Annotated in this window: 14 protein-coding genes; 3 read left to right on the forward strand and 11 right to left on the reverse strand. The window is 73.3% G+C overall.

The window, feature by feature from the left end; translation table 11 throughout:
• Complete coding sequence (locus tag AC230_RS19590; RefSeq protein WP_198535569.1) at positions 1 to 657, forward strand: VC0807 family protein; 657 nt, start codon at positions 1 to 3, stop codon at positions 655 to 657.
• Positions 658 to 725: 68 nt separating this feature from the next.
• Here the strand turns inward: AC230_RS19590 and AC230_RS19595 are convergent, their stop codons facing one another.
• Positions 726 to 1,769, reverse strand: a complete 1,044-nt coding sequence (locus AC230_RS19595) for a beta-ketoacyl-[acyl-carrier-protein] synthase family protein (RefSeq protein ID WP_049717798.1) — start codon at positions 1,767 to 1,769, stop codon at positions 726 to 728.
• Between the two features lie 190 nt (positions 1,770 to 1,959).
• On the opposite strand from AC230_RS19595, the gene AC230_RS19600 reads away from it, so the two are divergent.
• Positions 1,960 to 2,607 carry a DUF4360 domain-containing protein gene (locus AC230_RS19600; RefSeq protein WP_049717609.1) on the forward strand — a complete coding sequence of 216 codons (648 nt, stop codon included), beginning with the start codon at positions 1,960 to 1,962 and terminating at the stop codon, positions 2,605 to 2,607.
• Between the two features lie 33 nt (positions 2,608 to 2,640).
• Positions 2,641 to 3,291, forward strand: a complete 651-nt coding sequence (locus AC230_RS19605) for a DUF4360 domain-containing protein (protein ID WP_049717610.1) — start codon at positions 2,641 to 2,643, stop codon at positions 3,289 to 3,291.
• A 61-nt stretch (positions 3,292 to 3,352) separates the two neighbouring features.
• On the opposite strand, the gene uriT is transcribed toward AC230_RS19605, so the two are convergent.
• The 10 genes from uriT to AC230_RS19655 all read right to left on the reverse strand — a co-directional run bounded on the left by uriT (position 3,353) and on the right by AC230_RS19655 (position 16,693).
• Entirely contained in the window at positions 3,353 to 4,798 is a 1,446-nt protein-coding gene (uriT, locus tag AC230_RS19610; RefSeq protein WP_049717611.1) for a uridine transporter UriT, read from the reverse strand.
• 537 nt (positions 4,799 to 5,335) lie between these two features.
• Positions 5,336 to 5,872 (reverse strand): TerD family protein, encoded by a 537-nt coding sequence (locus tag AC230_RS19615; RefSeq protein ID WP_049717612.1) that lies wholly within the window; start codon positions 5,870 to 5,872, stop codon positions 5,336 to 5,338.
• Positions 5,872 to 6,399, reverse strand: a complete 528-nt coding sequence (locus AC230_RS19620; protein WP_049717613.1) for a flavin reductase family protein — start codon at positions 6,397 to 6,399, stop codon at positions 5,872 to 5,874. Before AC230_RS19620 ends, AC230_RS19615 begins: the two co-directional genes overlap by 1 nt.
• Positions 6,400 to 6,463: 64 nt before the next feature.
• Positions 6,464 to 7,321, reverse strand: a complete 858-nt coding sequence (locus AC230_RS19625) for a DODA-type extradiol aromatic ring-opening family dioxygenase (protein WP_049717614.1) — start codon at positions 7,319 to 7,321, stop codon at positions 6,464 to 6,466.
• A 28-nt stretch (positions 7,322 to 7,349) separates the two neighbouring features.
• A complete protein-coding gene (locus AC230_RS19630) occupies positions 7,350 to 8,324 on the reverse strand; it encodes a quinone oxidoreductase family protein (RefSeq protein ID WP_049717615.1) in 975 nt (324 codons plus the stop codon).
• A complete protein-coding gene (gene asnB / locus AC230_RS19635; protein WP_078871400.1) occupies positions 8,324 to 10,279 on the reverse strand; it encodes an asparagine synthase (glutamine-hydrolyzing) in 1,956 nt (651 codons plus the stop codon). Before asnB ends, AC230_RS19630 begins: the two co-directional genes overlap by 1 nt.
• Before the next feature lie 23 nt (positions 10,280 to 10,302).
• The gene (locus AC230_RS19640) at positions 10,303 to 11,820 is read right to left on the reverse strand and encodes a 4-hydroxyphenylacetate 3-hydroxylase family protein (RefSeq protein WP_049717616.1); all 1,518 of its coding nucleotides are present in this window, start codon (positions 11,818 to 11,820) and stop codon (positions 10,303 to 10,305) included.
• Positions 11,820 to 12,671 (reverse strand): TauD/TfdA dioxygenase family protein, encoded by an 852-nt coding sequence (locus tag AC230_RS19645; RefSeq protein ID WP_049717617.1) that lies wholly within the window; start codon positions 12,669 to 12,671, stop codon positions 11,820 to 11,822. Before AC230_RS19645 ends, AC230_RS19640 begins: the two co-directional genes overlap by 1 nt.
• Before the next feature lie 19 nt (positions 12,672 to 12,690).
• Positions 12,691 to 13,647 (reverse strand): L-tyrosine/L-tryptophan isonitrile synthase family protein, encoded by a 957-nt coding sequence (locus AC230_RS19650; protein ID WP_049717618.1) that lies wholly within the window; start codon positions 13,645 to 13,647, stop codon positions 12,691 to 12,693.
• Between the two features lie 121 nt (positions 13,648 to 13,768).
• Complete coding sequence (locus AC230_RS19655; RefSeq protein ID WP_049717619.1) at positions 13,769 to 16,693, reverse strand: AfsR/SARP family transcriptional regulator; 2,925 nt, start codon at positions 16,691 to 16,693, stop codon at positions 13,769 to 13,771.
• Positions 16,694 to 16,833 lie beyond the last annotated feature (140 nt).

Below are 16,833 nucleotides of genomic sequence, written 5' to 3' on the forward strand. Positions count from 1 at the left end.
ATGAACTGGGGACCGGCGGTCCTCTTCGGTGCGGTCCTGCCGTTCGTCACGTACGGCGTGCTGACGGACCACGGGGTGAGCAAGGTGAACGCCCTGCTGCTGATCTCGCTGTGGCCCGTGGTGGAGACGCTGATCTCGCTGGCGGTGCGGCGGCGGGTCGACGAGTTCGGGATGATGATGCTGGCCCTGATGCTGCTGGGTGCACTCAGCGCGGTGGCCTACAACTCGACCGAGCTGGTCTTCGTCAAGGATTCGGCGATCACCGGCCTGCTGGGGCTGGTGTACCTGGGCAGCCTGGCCCTGCCGCGGCCGCTGATGTTCTACCTGGGCCGCCGCTTCGCCACCGACGGGTCGCCGGAGGGGCTGGCCCACTGGAACGGGCTGTGGCGGTACCCGGGTTTCCGGCGCATGCAGTACCTGATGACGACGGTGTGGGGTGTCGCCTTCCTGCTGGAGGCCGTGGTCCGGGTGGTGCTGACCTACGCGCTGCCGACCGGGGTCATGGTGGTGCTGAACAACGTGCTGCCGGCCGTCGTGGTGGCGGCGCTGGTGAGCTGGACGGTCCGGACGGGGAAGCGGGGGCGTGCGCGGGCGGCGGCCGCGCGGGCCGGGGGCGCCGTGGAGGGCGTGGACGGCGCGGTGCGCAGCCCGGCGTAGGTCCGGTGCGACGGCGAGGGGCGGGATCCTCCGGGATCCCGCCCCTCCCGTGTGCCGGGCGGCGGGCGTCAGCCGGTCCAGGTGCCGGTCACGGCGACGGTGGTGACGCCGGGGCCGAAGGCGAGGACCAGGGTCTGCGCCCCGGGTCTGGGCCGGGTGGCGAAGGTCTGTGCCAGGACGTCGAGGACGACGGCGCTGGCGGTGTTGCCCCGTTCGGCGAGGGAGTTCTCGCTGAGCTCGAACATGGCCGGCGGGATGCCCAGGCCCTTGCTCACCTCGTACATGATGCGCGGTCCGCCGGTGTGGCTGACGAGGACGTCGGGCTGGGGCGCGAGCACGGACGTCTCGCGGAGCAGCCAGTCCCGCAGACCGGGCATGGCGTCGGCGACGACGCGGGATATGCGGGGGTTGGTGTCGAAATGAAAGCCCAACTCGTCGATGTCGTAGGAGATGTGGCGCACAGTGTCCGGGGCGAGGTCCTCATAGGCGTTTTCCAGCCGCAGTCCGGGCCGGTCCTCGCGCACGACGCACGCGGCCGCGGCGTCGCCGAAGAGGGCGGCCGACACGAAGGAGGCGATCCGGTCGTCGTCGGGCTGGTAGGAGAGCGAGCACAGTTCGACGGCGACGACGAGGGTGACGGATCCGGGGTGGGCGACGGCCAGTTCACGGGCGCGGGCCAGGGCGTAGGCGCCGCCGGCGCAGCCGGCCTGGGTGAAGGCGAGGCGGCGGACGTCGCGGCGTAAGCCGAGCCGGCCGGCGAGGTGGGCGTCGAGGCCGGGGAGCAGGTATCCGGTGCAGGAGACGACCAGCAGGTTGTCGATCTCGTCCGGGGCGGTGTCGGCGGCGGCGAGGGCGCGCCGGGCGGCACGGGCGCCGAGGTCGGTGCCGGCCTCGGCGTAGCGGCGCGTGCGCGCGCCGAAGCTCCGGCCGCTGACGACCTCCTCGAAGGGGTCGACGAGGGATCTGGTGCGGACGGAGGTGTTGCGCATGAGCTGGGTCGCGGTGCGGATCCTGGGGTGCCCGGCGTGCCGCCGGGCCATGTGGGCGACGACCTCGTCCAGGGCGAGGGTGTGCTCGGGCAGGCACAGCACGGGCTGACAGACGGTGGACACGCTGCTCCTTCGCGGTGATGAGGAGGGGTACGGCGTGTCGAGCCAATCATGCGCGATTCAACAAGTCACCGGTCGCAGGGTGACGGGTTCCTTATGGACGGGTGGCCGGAGTCGGCCAATCCTGACCTGTACATGCCCCTGCCTCGGTGGTGGCATGACCGCGTCATTCCCGAGCAGCGGAGGGGTTCCCATGATCAGACCACTCGTGACCGGCGGCGCCGCGGTGGCGCTCCTGGCGACCGGTTTCGCCCCGGGCGCGGGGGCGGCTCCCCAGGGCACTCCCCCGCCCGACAGGATCGTGATCGACGTGGTGACGGTCAACGGCTCGGGGTGCCCGGCCGGTACGGCGGCGGTGGCGGTCGCCCCGGACAACACCGCCTTCACCGTCTCGTACAGCAACTACCTCGCCCAGGTGGGCGTCGGTTCCAAGCCGACCGACTTCCGCAAGAACTGTCAACTCGGGCTGAACATCCACGTCCCCCAGGGCTTCACGTACGCGATCGCCGAGGCCGACTACCGCGGCTTCGCGCACCTGGAGAGCGGGGCGACGGGCCTGGAGAAGGCGAGCTACTACTTCCAGGGCATGTCGCAGACGGCCTCGCAGACGCACCGCTTCTCCGGGCCGCTGAGCGACGACTGGCAGACCACCGACACCACGGACGTCGCCTCGCTCGTCTACGCCCCGTGCGGCTCGCAGCGCATCCTCAACGTCAACACCGAGCTGCGCGTGGGCGCCGGCACCTCGGACCCGGCGTCCACGACCAGCTTCATGGCGATGGACTCCGCCGACGGCAGCGTCAACACCCTCTACCACTTCGCCTGGAAGCAGTGTCCCTGACCGGCGCCCGCGCAGCGTACGGGAGGGAGACCCATGCTCAGACCGGCGATGACCGCGGCCGTGGCGGCGGCGCTGCTCGGGGTGCCGGCCCCGGGCGCGGCCGCGGATCCGTACGGCACGCCCCCGCCCGACAAGATCGTGATCGACGTGGTGACCGTGAACGGCTCCGGCTGTCCGGCGGGGACGGCCAATGTGGCCGTCTCGCCCGACAACACGGCCTTCACGGTCTCCTACAGTGACTACGTGGCCCAGGTGGGCGTCGGCTCCAAGCCCACGGACATGCGCAAGAACTGCCAGCTCAGCCTGAACGTCCACGTGCCGCAGGGGTTCACCTACGCGGTCGCCCGGGCGGACTACCGCGGCTTCGCGCACCTGGAGAAGGGGGCGGCGGGGCTGGAGCGGGCCAACTACTACTTCCAGGGCATGCAGCAGACGGCGTTCGTGAACCACCCGTTCGCGGGCCCGCTCAACGACAACTGGCAGGCGTCCGACTCCACGGACATCGACGCCCTGGTCTACGCGCCCTGCGGGGCCATGCGGTTCCTCAACATCAACACCGAGCTGCGGGTGGACGCCGGCACCTCCGACACCGCCCGCACCACCAGCTTCCTGGCGATGGACTCGACCGACGGGAACATCAGCACCCTCTACCGCTTCGCCTGGAAGCAGTGTCCCGCGGCGTGAACGAGCCGGGGGCGGCCCTTCGCGGGCCGCCCCCGGCTCGTTCCGTCCCGGTCTCCGGGGCTCAGTCCTCGTGCGCCTCGGCCTCGACGGGCTTGGGGATCAGGAACGAGGTCCCGAAGGCGACGGCCAGGATCACCACACCGGCGATCATGCCCGTGACGTAGCCCTCGGCCGAGGAGGTGTCGGCGGACACCGTGGCCGTCTTGACCGCGTACAGCGCCGCGAAGCTCAGGCCCGCGCCGAGGTTGAACGCCCCGGCGTTCAGCCCGGGCAGGAAGCCGGGGTTGGCCTTCGGGGACAGGACGATGCCCAGGCCGTTGAGGACGATGTTCGCCACGCCCGCGTAGGTGATGCCCACCAGCACGGAGGCCACCAGCAGCATCACCCGCGAGTGCGCCGGAATCGTCACGATCATCAGCACGACCGACAGCACGGCCCCCACGAGCCCGGCGCGCAGGACGCGCCCGTAGCCGTAGGTGGCGGCCAGCCGGCCCGCGACCGGGCCCATCGCCAGGCCCGCCAGCGCGTACGGCGTCAGCGTCCACCACGCGGACTGCTCGGCGCTCATGCCCAGACCGGCCTTGGCGTCCTGGGCGAACGCCGGGATCAGACCGTTCATGACGGCGAAGACACCGGTCATGGTGAGCACGGTGGTCAGCAGGGTCGCCCAGGTGCCGCGCCGCTTGAGGTGGTGGGTGGACACCAGCGGGTGGCGCGTGCGGTCCTCCGTCCGCCAGAACAGGGCGAACGCGGCCGCTGCCACGACGACGAGGACGCCGACCATCGCCCAGTTCGCGGCGCCCAGCTTCCCGGCCTCGTTGAGCGCGACGAGCATGGCCCCGACCGAGACGACCAGCATGGCGACGCCCGGCCAGTCCATGCGGTGGGCGTCCGCGACCTTGGTCTCCGGGGTCATGACCGCGACCATCACCGTCGCGATCAGCGCCACGCCGGCCATGGCCCAGAAGACCGACTGGAAGCCGTGGTTGTCGGCCAGGTAGCCGCCGGCGAGGGAGTCCACGCCGGCGATGCCGCCGTTGACCGCGGTGATCACGCCGAGCAGCGTGCCGTACTTCTTGGGCTCGGTGACCTCCTGCCGCAGCATGATCAGGCACAGCGGCACGGTCGGGCCGGACGCGCCCTGGATCACACGGCCGACGAACAGCATCGGCACGCTCGTCGCCAGGGCGGCCACGACACAGCCGACGGCCATCAGGGCCAGCATCCCGACCAGCACCTTGCGGCGGCCGACGAGGTCACCGAGGCGGGGCAGGAACAGCGAGAACAGGGCGGCGGAGGTGAAGAAGGCCGTCTGGGTGAGGCCGATCTCCGCGGAGGTGGCCCCCAGGCTGTCCTCGATGCTCTTGAGCGCCGGGCTGAGCATGCTGGCGTTGAGCTGGAAGGCGATGCAGGCGGTCAGCAGGGCGGTGACCAGCACGCCCACCCGGGTGGCGGTCCCGGAGCCGCCGGGGTCGCCGGCGCGGTCGCCGGTGAGAGAAACGTTCATGGCTCGACGTCTTTGTCTGTCTTCGTTCACGGAGGGGCCCTCTGTTCGGCCGAACAGCGGCGGAGTGGAGCTCCGGGGGAGGGCGTGCCGGACTGTTCCGACGAGCCGGAACGACCAGGTCACGAACCGGCCGTACCTCCAGTCCGTGGCCAAAGGTACCGTCTCCGGCCGGGAGGGGCGGATTTCGCCCCCGACCCGCCCTTTCACCGTTTCCTCCCGGGCAGTCCCCGTCCCCGCCCTCCCGGCGACGCGCCGGCCTCCGTCCCTCGGCGCGGCACCGCCTTCCCGGGCGGGTGCGCGGGACTCCGTTCCTGGCCCGGCCCCGCCCTCCCCCGGCCCCTCGCAGTCGCGCGAAGCACGGTTCCAGGGGGGGCAGGGGCGGAGCCCCGCCCCAGCGCGAAAGGTACAGGGGGCCGGGGCCGGCCGCGCTTCCGCGCGGGGGCGCTTTCGGGGGCAGGGGGCGCAGCCCCCGCATGCGGGCTGAGGGGGGCTCCCCCGGAGAAACGGTGAAAGGGCGGGGCGGGGAGGAGCAACCCCTCACACGGAGCCCATCGTCCGCGCGAACGTCACCGGGTCGGTGTCGAAGCCCCGCAGAAGTGGACGGAACGTCCACAGCCCGGCCGCGTCGCGGAGGAACTCCCCGACCGTCGCGGCCGTCGCGCCGCCGACCGCCGCGAAGTCCTGCTCGGCCAGGACGTCGTACCCGGCGGTGATCTGCGCCCGCGGGTCGGCGACGTCGGCGAAGCGGACGGTCGTGCCGCCCGGCTGCTGGATGGCCGCGCCGACGACGACGCGCCCGCTGGTGTCCGGCATGCGGGAGAGCTCCAGGGTCATCACCTCGTCCCAGCCCAGCCCCTGGCCCGTGCGGCTGTCCCGGTTGAGGGAGACCGTGCCGTCGGTCGAGCGGCGGCCGAAGTGGACGAGCTGGACGGGGGCGCCGTGCGGGTCGCCGGTCGCGTGGACGGCGACGATCAGGTCGAGGTCGTGGGGCGTGGCGCCGAGCGGTGCGGGGTTCCACTTGAGCCGCGCCTGAGCCGTGTCGATGCCCTTGCCGAAACCGCCCGTACCGCCCACTACCGGTCGCCTCCCCGCCGCACGATGCCTGTGGCATCCATCATCTCCGCGGCGGGGCGCGCCCGGAAGACCGCGAGCTCGCCCCGGTAGAACACGAGCGGCCGGGCGTCCCGGCGGACGGCGAACTCCTCGACGCGGCCCAGGAAGAGGAGGTGGTCCCCGCCGTCGTGGGTGGCCCAGGGCGCGCAGGAGACGGTGGCGAGGGAGCCGGCCAGCCGCGGGGCGAGTCCGGTGCCCGAGGGGATCCAGCGGGGCGCGGCACCGCTCCCCCGGCCGGCGAAGTGCCGGGCGAGGGCGGCCTGTTCCCCGGCGAGGACGTTGACGGTGAAGGGCCGTCCCGGCAGCAGGCGGGCGGCCTTGCTGTCGCGGTGCAGCGAGACCAGCACCAGCGGCGGGTCGAGGGAGACGGCGGTGAAGGAGTTGACCGTCGCGCCGTGCGGGGCGCCGTCGGGCCCGCAGCTGACGACGGTGACGCCGGTCGCGAAGTGGCCCAGGCAGGTGCGCAGTTGCCGGGGGTCGAGGGTCATGCCGCTCCTTCGGGGGTTCTCGGGAGGAGGGGCCGCCGGGCGGATTGCCCGGCGGCCCGCGGTGTCAGACGGTGAACCAGACGTGCGCCTGCCCCGTCCCGATCCCGCTCTCGTAGGCGCTGTAGCGGCGCCCCTTGCCCGTGAAGCGCGGTCCGCCGAGCGCGCCCGCCAGCATCAGGTAGTGGCCGAAGCCGGCCTCGGGGGCGAAGCGGTGGTAGTCGGCCATGGTGGCGACCACGCGGTCGTGCCGGCCCTCCTCCAGCCAGGCGAGGCGCTGTTCGTCGGCCTCCCGGGCCTCCGGGGTGACGATGTTGGCCGGGTCGCCCGCCATGCGGTCGCGCAGTTCGGCCAGCGGCCGGAAGCGGTGGGAGAGGCCGCCGGAGGCGAGGAGCAGCACCTTGCGGTCGAGGGCGCGGACGGCGTCGCCCAGGGTCTCGCCGATCCGCAGGAAGTCCTCGTCGGTCGCCGTCTGGCAGACGGAGACCGACAGCCAGGGGGTGTCCGGGCGGCCGAGGTACGTCCAGAGGTTGAGCGTGGCGTAGTGGACCGGCAGGTACGGGTCGTCGTTGGCCTGGAGCCAGACGCCGCGCTCCTCGGCGAGCCGGGCGGCCGCGTGGGCCAGTTCCGGGTCGCCGGGCAGGTCGTAGGGCAGGCGGCTGAGGGCGGCGGGCATCTCGTCGGAGGTGAACAGGCCCTCGCGGCGCGGATGGGCGGTGATCACCGCCTCGGTGGTGGTGGCCCAGTGCGAGTCGAGGACGACGACGGCGTCGTGCTCGGTGGTGTCGAACACCTCGCGCCGCAGTTCCCCGAGGCCGGTGGCGAGCGTGAAGTCGCTGCCCCCGTTGGCCTCGGTGCGGGCGCTCTCGGGGAACATGATGACGGGCGCGTGCGACAGCAGACCCGCGCCGACGATGTCTCCCATGGCGGAACCTCCTTGCTGGGTGCGGTGGTTACGGGACGAGCAGCAGCTTTCCGGTGGTGCTGCGGGCGGCGAGGTCGGTGTGCGCCCGGTGGGCCTCGGCCAGCGGGTAGGTGCCGGCGACGGTGAAGCGCAGGGTGCCGTCGGCGATGCCGGCGAAGACCTCGCCGGCGCGCCGCTCGAACTCCTCGGTGGTGGCCCGGAAGTGCTCCAGGTAGGGGCGGGTGAGGGTGAGCGAGCCGCCCCACAGCAGCCGCATCACGTCGACCGGCGGCACGGCGCCGCTGGCGCCGCCGTAGAGGACGAGGGTGCCGCGGGTGCGCAGGGAGTCGAGGCTCGCGTCGAAGGTGGCGGCGCCGACGCCGTCGTAGACGGCGTGGACGCCCTCGCCGCCGGTGAGCCGGCGGACCTCGCCGGCCAGGTCGTCGGTCTCGGTGTAGCGGATGACCTCGTCGGCGCCGTGGCCGCGGGCGAGCCGTTCCTTCTCCTCGGTGGAGACGGTGCCGATGACGCGGACGCCGCGCCGCTTGAGCATCTGGACGAGCAGCTGCCCGACGCCGCCGGCGGCGGCGTGGACGAGGACGGTCTCGCCCTCGCGGGCGGGGTAGGAGTCGTGGGCGAGGAAGTGGGCGGTCATGCCGTGGACGAGGACGCCGCCGGCGGTGGTCAGGTCGATGTCGTCGGGGACGACGATGGCCTTGTCCTCGGGGACGAGGACGCGGGTGGCGTAGCTGCCGAGGACGGTCGTCCAGGCGACGCGGTCGCCGGCCTTGAACCGGGTGACGCCGGGCCCGACGGCCAGGACGGTGCCGGAGCCCTCCTCCCCCGGGACGCAGGGCACGGGCAGCGGGTAGCGGCCCTCGCGGCGGTAGAGGTCGATGAAGTTGACGCCGGCGGCGGCGAGTTCGACGAGGAGCTGGCCCTCGCCGGGTGCCCCGGGGTCGGGCTTCTCGACGTAGAGCTGGACCTCGGGGCCGCCGGTCTCGCGGATCTCGATCGCGTGCATTACTCGGATACACCTCGCATGACAGGTCCGGCGGACACCGTGGACCTGTGGTTCGGGCCGGGGGTCCGGGGGGTGTCCCCCGGGACGGAACAGTCCTTCACATCGGTCAGTTCGACTCGGTAGGTGCGCAGCCAGTCGTCCATGCGCGCGGTGGATTCGACGAGGATCCGCTCGAACTCGGAGAGGCTGCCGTCGGCGGTCTTGTCGGTGAGGCGGCGGACGGAGCCGCCGTCGAGGAACGGGGCCAGCGGTGCGCCGGCCTCGCCGTCGGCGGCGGTGGCCAGGCTCGTGATCAGGGCCCGGTCGTAGGCGGGGTCCTGGATCGAGGGGTAGGCGGCCTTCTTGCGGCGCAGCACGGACTCGGGGAGGAGGTCGGCGGCGGCCGCGCGGAGCAGGGCCTTCTCCTCGCCGCTGAAGGTCTTCATCTCCCAGGGGACGTTGAAGACGTACTCGACGAGGCGGTGGTCGCAGAACGGGACGCGTCCTTCGAGGCCGCTCGCCATGCCCATGCGGTCCTTCTTGTCGAGGAGGATGGGCAGCCAGCGGGTGAGGGTGAGGTGGCCGAGTTCGCGGGTGCGGCGTTCCCCGGCGTTCTCGCCGTCGAGGTGCGGCACTTCGGCGAGGGCGGTGCGGTAGAGGTCGGCCTCGTACTCGGCGAGGTCGATGCCGTCGATGAACCAGGGGTGGAACAGCGAGCGGGGGTCGAGTCCGCGGTGGGCGCCGAGCTTGAGCCAGGGGAAGGTCTCGGCGGCGCGGGCGCCGGGGTCGGTGAACCAGAGGTAGCCGCCGAAGACCTCGTCCGCGCCCTCGCCGGAGAGGGCGACGGTGGCGTGTTCGCGGACGGCGGCGAACAGCTGGTGGAGGGAGACGTCCAGGTCGGCGAAGTTGAACGGGAGGTCCCAGGCGCCGAGGACGGCCTTGCGGACGGCGGGGTCGAGGAGCCGGCCGCGGTCGAGGGTGATCGTGTGGTGGTCGCTGGAGACGTGCCGGGCGACCTCACGGGCGTAGGGGCCGTCGGGGGTGGGGCGGACGGCGTCGGCCCGGAAGTTCTCGGTGTGGCCGGTGAAGTCGACGGAGAACGTGGAGAGTCGGCGGCCTTCGGCGGCGCGGGTGCGGGCCGCGAGGGCGGTGACGGTGCTGGAGTCGAGTCCTCCCGACAGCAGGGAGACCAGGGGCACGTCGGCGATCATCTGCCGGGGGACGATGTCGTCGAGGAGGTCGCGGACGGTGGCGATCGTGGTCTTGAGGTCGTCGGTGTGGGGGCGGGCCTCCAGCGCCCAGTAGCGTTCCTCGCGGATGCCGTCGCGGCCGACGCGCAGCAGGTGGCCGGGCTTGACCTCGTGCATGCCGCGGAAGGGGACGCGTCCGGGGGTGCGCAGGAAGAGGAGGGCGTCGCAGAGTTCCTCGGCGCCGGCGCGGGCCCGGGCGAGGGGGTTGGCGAGGATGGCCTTGGGTTCGGAGCCGAAGAGGACGCCGTCCTCGGTGGGGTGGTAGAAGAGGGGCTTGACGCCGAGGCGGTCGCGGACGAGGAGGAGTTCCTCGCGGGCGGTGTCCCAGATGGCGAGGGAGTACATGCCGTTGAGGCGGTGGACGAGGTCCGTGCCCCACTGGAGGTAGCCGCGCAGGGCGACCTCGGTGTCGCTGCGGGTGGTGAACCGGTGGCCGAGGAGGGTGAGTTCCTCGCGCAGCTCGCGGAAGTTGTAGATCTCGCCGCCGTAGGAGATGACGGCGCGGGGCAGGCCGTCGGGGCCCTGCTCGGGGGTGGGCATCGGCTGGGTGCCGTGTTCGAGGTCGATGATGGACAGGCGCCGGTGGCCGAGGGCGGCGTGGGTGCCGAGCCACAGGCCGCGGGCGTCGGGGCCGCGGTGGTCCAGGGTGTCGGTCATGGCGCCGACGACCGTGGACTGCTGGGACAGGTCGCGGGAGAACGCGACCCATCCGGTGATGCCGCACATGGTTTGCTCCGTTGTCGGTGGGGTCAGCGGTCGCCGGGGGCGGGGGTCTCCCAGGGGCCCCTGCGCCAGCCGTCGAGGTCGTAGTCGTCGAGGCACTCCTGGACGAGGGCCTCGTAGCGGGCGAGTCCGCCGCGCCGGGTGGCCCACTTGAGGGCGTCGAGGCGGATCTGTTCGCCGTTGCCCGAGTAGTTGCGCTCGTAGAGTTCGTGGCGTCCGCCGAACTCGGTGCCGATGGCGTCCCAGCACAGCTTGAGCAGCTTGATCCGGTCGTGGGCGCTGGTGTCGGAGCCGCGGTAGAAGCGGTCGATGAGCGGCCGGAGTTCGTCGTCGGCCAGGTCGCGGGCGCTGGAGGGGACGGCCAGCGGGGCGCCGCCGAGGGTGGTTTCGAAGATCTCGTGGACGCGGGCCCAGATCTGGGCGTTGTACATCCGCATCGCGGAGGCGTGTTCGAGGCGGGGGACGACGGTGCCGCCGCTGCCGGGCTCGGGGTCGTGGGCCATGGCGGAGGTGAGGGCGCCGACCATGTGGCGCATGGTGATGACCTCGCCGAGGGCGGCCTGGACGCCGCGGAACTCGTCGGTGCCGTTGGCCCGGGTGCCGCGGGCGAGGAGGCCGGCCATCAGTTCCAGCTTGACGCCGAGGCGGATCCCGTTCTGGTAGTTGTAGAGGTTGGCGAATCCGGAGGTGGCGTAGAAGCCGGTGGCGCGCTCGATGTCGCGGTGGACGAGGACGTCCTCCCAGGGGATCAGGGCCTCGTCGAGGATGAGGACGGCGTCGTTCTCGTCGAAGCGGCTGCTGAGCGGCGCGTCGAACGGGGTGGCGTGCCGGTTGGCGTACGGGGTGCGGCAGATGAGCTTGACGCCGGGGTTGTCCATGCGGACGAGGAAGACGAGGGCGAACGCCTCGGCCTTGCCGGGGGCGAGGGCCGCGGAGCCGACGGGGGCGACGAAGCCGGCGTTGGTGACGGCCGATCCGGTGGCGAGCATCTTGGCGCCGCTGACGACGACGCCGGCGTCGGTCTCGCGCACGGCGTGGACGAAGACGTCCTCCATGTCGTGGATGGCCCGCTTGCGGTCCACGGGCGGGTTGATGAGGACGTGGTTGAGGTAGAGCGCCTGGCTCGCGAACTCGCGGTACCAGCGGCGGGCGTTGTCCGCGTACGGGCCGTAGTAGTCGGCGTTGACGCCGAGGCCCGACATGAAGGCGGCCTTGTACTCGGGGGTGCGGCCGAGGAATCCGTACCCCATGCGCGCCCAGGTGGCGATGGCCTCGCCGGCCTCGGCGAGTTCGGCCGCCGAGCGGCTGGGCTTGAAGAACTTGTGGGTGCGGATGCCGTGTTCGTCGACGCCGGTGAGGGCGCCGGCGGTGGCCGGGTCGTGGAGCGCGTCGTAGAGGCGGGCCACGGACAGGGCGGAGTTGCGGAAGGCGGGGTGGCGGGTGACGTCCTTGACGCGCTCGCCGTCGACGAAGACGTTGCGGCCGTCGCGCAGGCTCTCCAGGTAACTGTCGCCCGTCATCAGGGCGTTGGTGGTGGTGCTCATCACTTCACCAGCCCGGGGTTGGCCAGCGGCGGGTTGCCGTGGACCTGTACGCGGCGCAGGTGGCGGGGGGCGCCGCTGGTGAAGGCGTTGCGGCCGTGCAGCAGCGTGTAGTTGTCGGTGAAGACCAGGTCGCCGGTCTGCCAGGCGTGGGCGTAGAGGTGCTCGGGGTCGTAGAGGGCGGCCCGCAGGGTGCGGTGCACCTCGGCGATGCCGGCGTCGTCGAGGCCGGTGAACGTCAGGTCGGGGTGGTTGACGAAGTCCTGGTCGTCGGCGGCGGTGGGTTCGTTGTAGCGGATGACCGGGGTGCCGGTGACCGGGTGGGTGGTCACGATCGGCGAGACGGTGACGCTGTCGTAGAACTCCATGGCCCGGTGGTAGGTGCCGGTGACCCGCGCCCACTGCTCGACGGTGCGCGGGTCGGTGCGCTCCAGCACGCGGGGGGTGTGGGAGAAGGTGGTCTCTCCGCCGTTGTCCACGCCCGGGGCGTGGACGCACTGGAAGACCTGGAACTCGGGTATGTGGTCGCGGTACATGCCGTCCCAGTGCATGGGCATGTAGCTGGAGTCGAAGATGTGGTCCTCGGGCTGTTCCTTCTCGACGAGTTCGAGGACGGTGCCGAAGGGCCACTGGGCGAGCTCGCCCCAGCTCTCGCAGTAGGCGGAGAACTGGCCGGCGCTGTCGAAGGAGTCGAAGCCGCGCAGGAGGACGAGGTGGTGCTCCCGGACGAGGGCGCGCAGGGCCTCGACGGGGACCTCGCGGACGTGCGTGCCGGGGACGGTCGCGTGCAGGGCGAGGCCGAACGGGGTGACGGGCTCGACGGCCCAGCGGCTGTCGGTGGCCGGTGTGCTCATGGTGTTCCTCCGGTGGGTGTCAGGCGGCGCGGGACGCGGCCGGGGCGAGGACGTAGTGGCTGGGGCGGCCGTCGACGTGCCGGAGCACGGCTCCGGCCGCCTCGGCCTCGGCGCGCTTCATCAGCGTGAAGCCGTCGCCGGTGTCGACCACGACGCTGTGCCAGGGGGTGAGCCAGGCGTCGGGGGTGTCGGCGAGCAGGATGCCGATCTTCCCCGTGGAGCAGGGCTGGGGGTGGATCGACAGGCGCACCGCGGCGGGGAACAGCTCCAGGAGCAGGTCGCCCCAGGCGCGGCTGCGCTGGATGACGCGGTAGGCCAGGTCGCGGCACTTGCGCTGGAGGGCGGAGCGGGTGCCGGTCCACTGCGGGCCGGACAGGTCCTCCAGCATGAAGCGGGTGATGCCCCGGTACATGGCGAGCGGGGCGCCGCCCGCCCGCACCTCCTCGCGCAGGGCGTCGAGGGTCGGGGCGTAGCCGGTGGAGAGCAGGTCGCGCATGCCCTCGTGGGTGGAGCCGGGGTGGACGTCGTCGAGGGTGAACTGCCGCAGGTGCCGCGCCCCGATGTCCTTGATCATGCGGTCGATGCCGGTGACGTAGGCGGTGACGTCGTGGTCGGGGACGCCGAGGAGGTCGTTGAAGACCCGGCCGTCGGAGCAGATGCGGATGACGGCCCCGGGCTCGTGGAGCGCGGCGATGCGCTCGCCGAGCGAGTCGAGGAACCGCAGGGCGAGTTCCTCGGCCAGGTCGGGCAGGGGGCCCAGGACCTTGGCCGGGTTGGGGGACTTCGTGGGGAACGCCGGCAGGACGAACTCGATGGGCCGGCCGCTCTCGACGGCCTGCCGGACCGCGTCCAGGTGATGTGCGGCGCACTTCGGGCAGATGTCGCCGTCGCAGCCGGCGTCGCGCGTTCTGCGCTGGTGGGCCAGGATCTCGTGGACGATGCGTGCGGCGGTATCGGGTGCGGCGTGATCGGACACCGCGCCTCCCTTCGTGGACTGGGATCCACGGTGGTGCGCGGGCGCATGAGAAACGCATATGGCGGTGGGCGGGGGGTGCTGTGCCCGGGCCCTCCCCCGGCGGGGGCACCCCGACGGGGCGTCAGGACGCGCTCATCGACGCCACCGCCGACCGGGCCGCGTCCAGTTCCAGCCGGGCCCGCTCGGTCCAGACCGGCATCCGGAGCCGCCGGAAACCGGCGAGCCCCTCACCGAAGTGCCCCGCGGCACGCCCCGCATCCCCCAGAGCCGCGTGGGTGCGGCCGAGCCAGTAGTGGGCGAGCGCCTCGCCGCGCAGCTCCCCCAGCTCCGTGAAGACCGCCACCGCCTCACCGAGCGGCCCGAGCGCCCGCGGGGCCTGGTCGGGCCCGAGGCCGACGTGGAGCCGGCCCATGGTCAGGAGGGTGTACGCCTCGCCGGGCCGGTGCCGCAGCAACCGGTACTCGGCGAGGGCCCGGTGCAGATGGCGCGCGGCGCGGCCGAAGCGGCCGTGGCCGATCTCGGCGACGGCGAGGAGTTGGAGGACGTCGGCCAACAGCAGCGGATGCCCGAGGCGTTCGGCCGCGGCCAGGGCGGCCTCCCCGGCCTCGATGGCCTCGGCCTCGCGCTGCCGGCACACCAGGGCGTAGCCGAGGCTGCGCAGGGCGGTGACGCGGCCGTGTGCGTCGCCGAGGCGTTCGAGGACGGCGGCGGCCGACGCGGCGTCCTCGTAGGCGAGTTCGGCCATGCCGCGGTCGGCGAGGGCGAAGCTGCGGTGGACGCGCAGCAGCGCGGCGTGGCGCTCCTCCCCCAGTGCGTCGAGCTGGTCGATGGCGGCGGCGAAGCGGCCGGCCGCGTCGTCGACGCGGCCGCGGGCCGCGGCGGCGCGAGCCAGGGAGCCCTGGGCGACGGCGGCGGCGACGGGGTCGTCGTCGGCGGTGGCGCGCTCGCGGGCGGCCCGGGCGACACGCTCCCACTCGTCCCACCAGTTGCGCAGGTGGCAGACGTTCTCCATGGCGGCGGCGAGGGCGGCCGCCTGGGCGCCGTAGCCGGAGTCGGCGGCGAACTCGACGGCGGTGACGAGGTTGGTGCGTTCGCTCTCCAGCCAGCCGAACGGGTCGACGGTGCCGCCCCGGAGGAGGTCGGCGGGGCCGCCGCGGACGAGGCGGTCGCCGGCCGTGCGCAGCCGCAGGAGCCAGCCGTCGAGGACGCGGGCGACGGCGGCGCGGCGCCAGGCGGGGGGTTCCTCGGCGAGGGCGCGTTCGGCGGCGTGGGCGTGGAGGGCGTCGTGCATGCGGTAACGGGGCTGGCCCTGGGCGTCGATGGCGCAGACCTGTATCAGGTGGGCGTCGAGCAGGGCGTCGGCGAGGAGGTCGGTGTCGGGTTCGTCGAGCAGGGCGGCGAGGACCCAGCCGGGGAACTCGGGCGAGGGCAGCAGGCCGAGGGCGCGGAAGGCCCAGGCGGCGTCGGGGCCGAGGCCCTGGTAGCCGGCGGCGGCCGCGGCGGGTACGGCGCCGTCGTGCCGTGCGGCGTGGAGCGCGTCCGCGAGGGCGGCGAGGGGCAGGTCGGGGTGGGCGGCGAGTCGTGCCCCGGCGACGCGCAGGGCGAGCGGGAGGCCGGCGCAGGCGGTCAGCAGCCGCCGGGTGGCGTCGGGTTCGGCGTCCAGGCGGCGGCAGTCGGTGAGGCGGCGGAGCAGGGCCTGGGCCTCCTCGTCGTCGAGCGGGGGGACGTCGACGAGGTGGGCGCCGTCCAGTCCGTCGAGCCGGGTGGTGCTGGTGACCAGGACGGCGCTGCGGGAGGAGCCGGGCAGCAGGGGGCGGATCTGGGCGGCGTCGCGGGCGTCGTCGAGCACGAGCAGGACCTGACGGCCGCACAGCAGCGAGCGGAACATGGCGGCGCGGTCGACGGTCGCCTCGGGCAGGGAGGAGCCGGCGACGCCGAGGCTGAGGAGCAGGTCGGAGAGGAGGGCGCCGGGCGGGCGGCGGGTGCCGCGCGCGCCGTCGAGGCGCAGGAAGAGCTGGCCGTCGGGGAAGGCGTGGCGCAGCAGGTGGGCGATGCGGGTGGCGAGGGCGGTCTTGCCGGTGCCGGAGGGTCCGGTGAGGACGACGACGGGGGTGGTGGCCGGTGAGGGGGCGTGGGCCGCGCCGGCGGCCGGCTCCAGGAGGGCGGCGGCGCGGGACATGACGAGGTGTCGCCCCGTGAAGTCGGGGGTGTCGAGGGGGAGTTGGCTGACGGTGCGCCAGGCGGGGGCGGTGCGGGCGGGGGGTACGGGGGCGGGGGTGCGGCCGAGGGCGGGGTCGCGGGTGAGGATGGCGCGGTGCAGGCGGCGCAGTTCGGTGCCGGGTTCCAGGCCGAGCTCGTCGCGGAGGGCGGTGCGGGCGCGGGTGTAGGAGGCGAGGGCGTCGCCGGGGCGGCCGCAGCGGTACTGGGCGAGCATCAGCTTGGCCCACAGGGACTCGCGCAGCGGGTGACGGGCCGTCTGGGCCTGGAGGGGGGCGACGGCTTCGAGGTGCTGGCCGAGCGCGAGGCGGGCCTCGGCGTGGCCCTCGAAGGCGACGAGCCGGGCTTCCTCCAGGCGGGCGGCCTCGATGTGGAGGGCCTCGTGGTGGGCGACGCGGTCGAAGGCGTCGCCGCGCCAGAGGTCCAGGGCCTGTCCCAGCCGGGCGGCGGCGGCGCGGTGTTCGCCGGCGGCGAGGGCCTCGCGGCCGCGTCCGGTCAGGTCCTCGAAGGTGTCGAGGTCCAATTCGCCGGGGTGGACGCGGAGTTCGTAGCCGCGGTGCCCCATGCTCAACCGCTCCTCCCCGGCTGCCCGGTTGAGCACCCTGCGCAGCGCGGCGACGTAGTTGCGGATGTTGGCCTGGGCGGACGCCGGGGGGTGCTCGCCCCACAGGGCGTCGCACAGGCGCTCCCCGGGGACGGGGGTGTTGGCGTGCAGGAGCAGGGTGGCCAGCAGGGTCCGCTGCTTCGATCCGCCGAGCGGCAGGGCACGGCCGTCGGCGACGACCTCCAGGGGCCCGAGCACCTTGAACCGGACGCGCGGAGCCTCCACCGCAGGACCGCCTTTCTGCTGGCCTCACGAGAGCGGTCGTGCGCGCACTGCCGTTCGTGATTCGGAACAATGGTCAGGACGACAACCTTAGGGTCTGTCCGGTGCGACTCCCTCCTCTTGTGCGCCGCCGCCCGGCGCGC

It is taken from the genome of Streptomyces caatingaensis (assembly GCF_001187435.1).
Lineage (GTDB): Bacteria > Actinomycetota > Actinomycetes > Streptomycetales > Streptomycetaceae > Streptomyces > Streptomyces caatingaensis.

Coding starts and splice junctions, on each gene's coding strand:
- AC230_RS19590 (WP_198535569.1), top strand. CDS start 1: ATGAACTGGGGACCGGCGGTCCTCTTCGGTGCGGTCCTGCCGTTCGTC.
- AC230_RS19600 (WP_049717609.1), top strand. CDS start 1,960: ATGATCAGACCACTCGTGACCGGCGGCGCCGCGGTGGCGCTCCTGGCG.
- AC230_RS19605 (WP_049717610.1), top strand. CDS start 2,641: ATGCTCAGACCGGCGATGACCGCGGCCGTGGCGGCGGCGCTGCTCGGG.
- uriT (WP_049717611.1), bottom strand. CDS start 4,798: ATGAACGTTTCTCTCACCGGCGACCGCGCCGGCGACCCCGGCGGCTCC.
- AC230_RS19620 (WP_049717613.1), bottom strand. CDS start 6,399: ATGACCCTCGACCCCCGGCAACTGCGCACCTGCCTGGGCCACTTCGCG.
- AC230_RS19625 (WP_049717614.1), bottom strand. CDS start 7,321: ATGGGAGACATCGTCGGCGCGGGTCTGCTGTCGCACGCGCCCGTCATC.
- AC230_RS19630 (WP_049717615.1), bottom strand. CDS start 8,324: ATGCACGCGATCGAGATCCGCGAGACCGGCGGCCCCGAGGTCCAGCTC.
- asnB (WP_078871400.1), bottom strand. CDS start 10,279: ATGTGCGGCATCACCGGATGGGTCGCGTTCTCCCGCGACCTGTCCCAG.
- AC230_RS19640 (WP_049717616.1), bottom strand. CDS start 11,820: ATGAGCACCACCACCAACGCCCTGATGACGGGCGACAGTTACCTGGAG.
- AC230_RS19645 (WP_049717617.1), bottom strand. CDS start 12,671: ATGAGCACACCGGCCACCGACAGCCGCTGGGCCGTCGAGCCCGTCACC.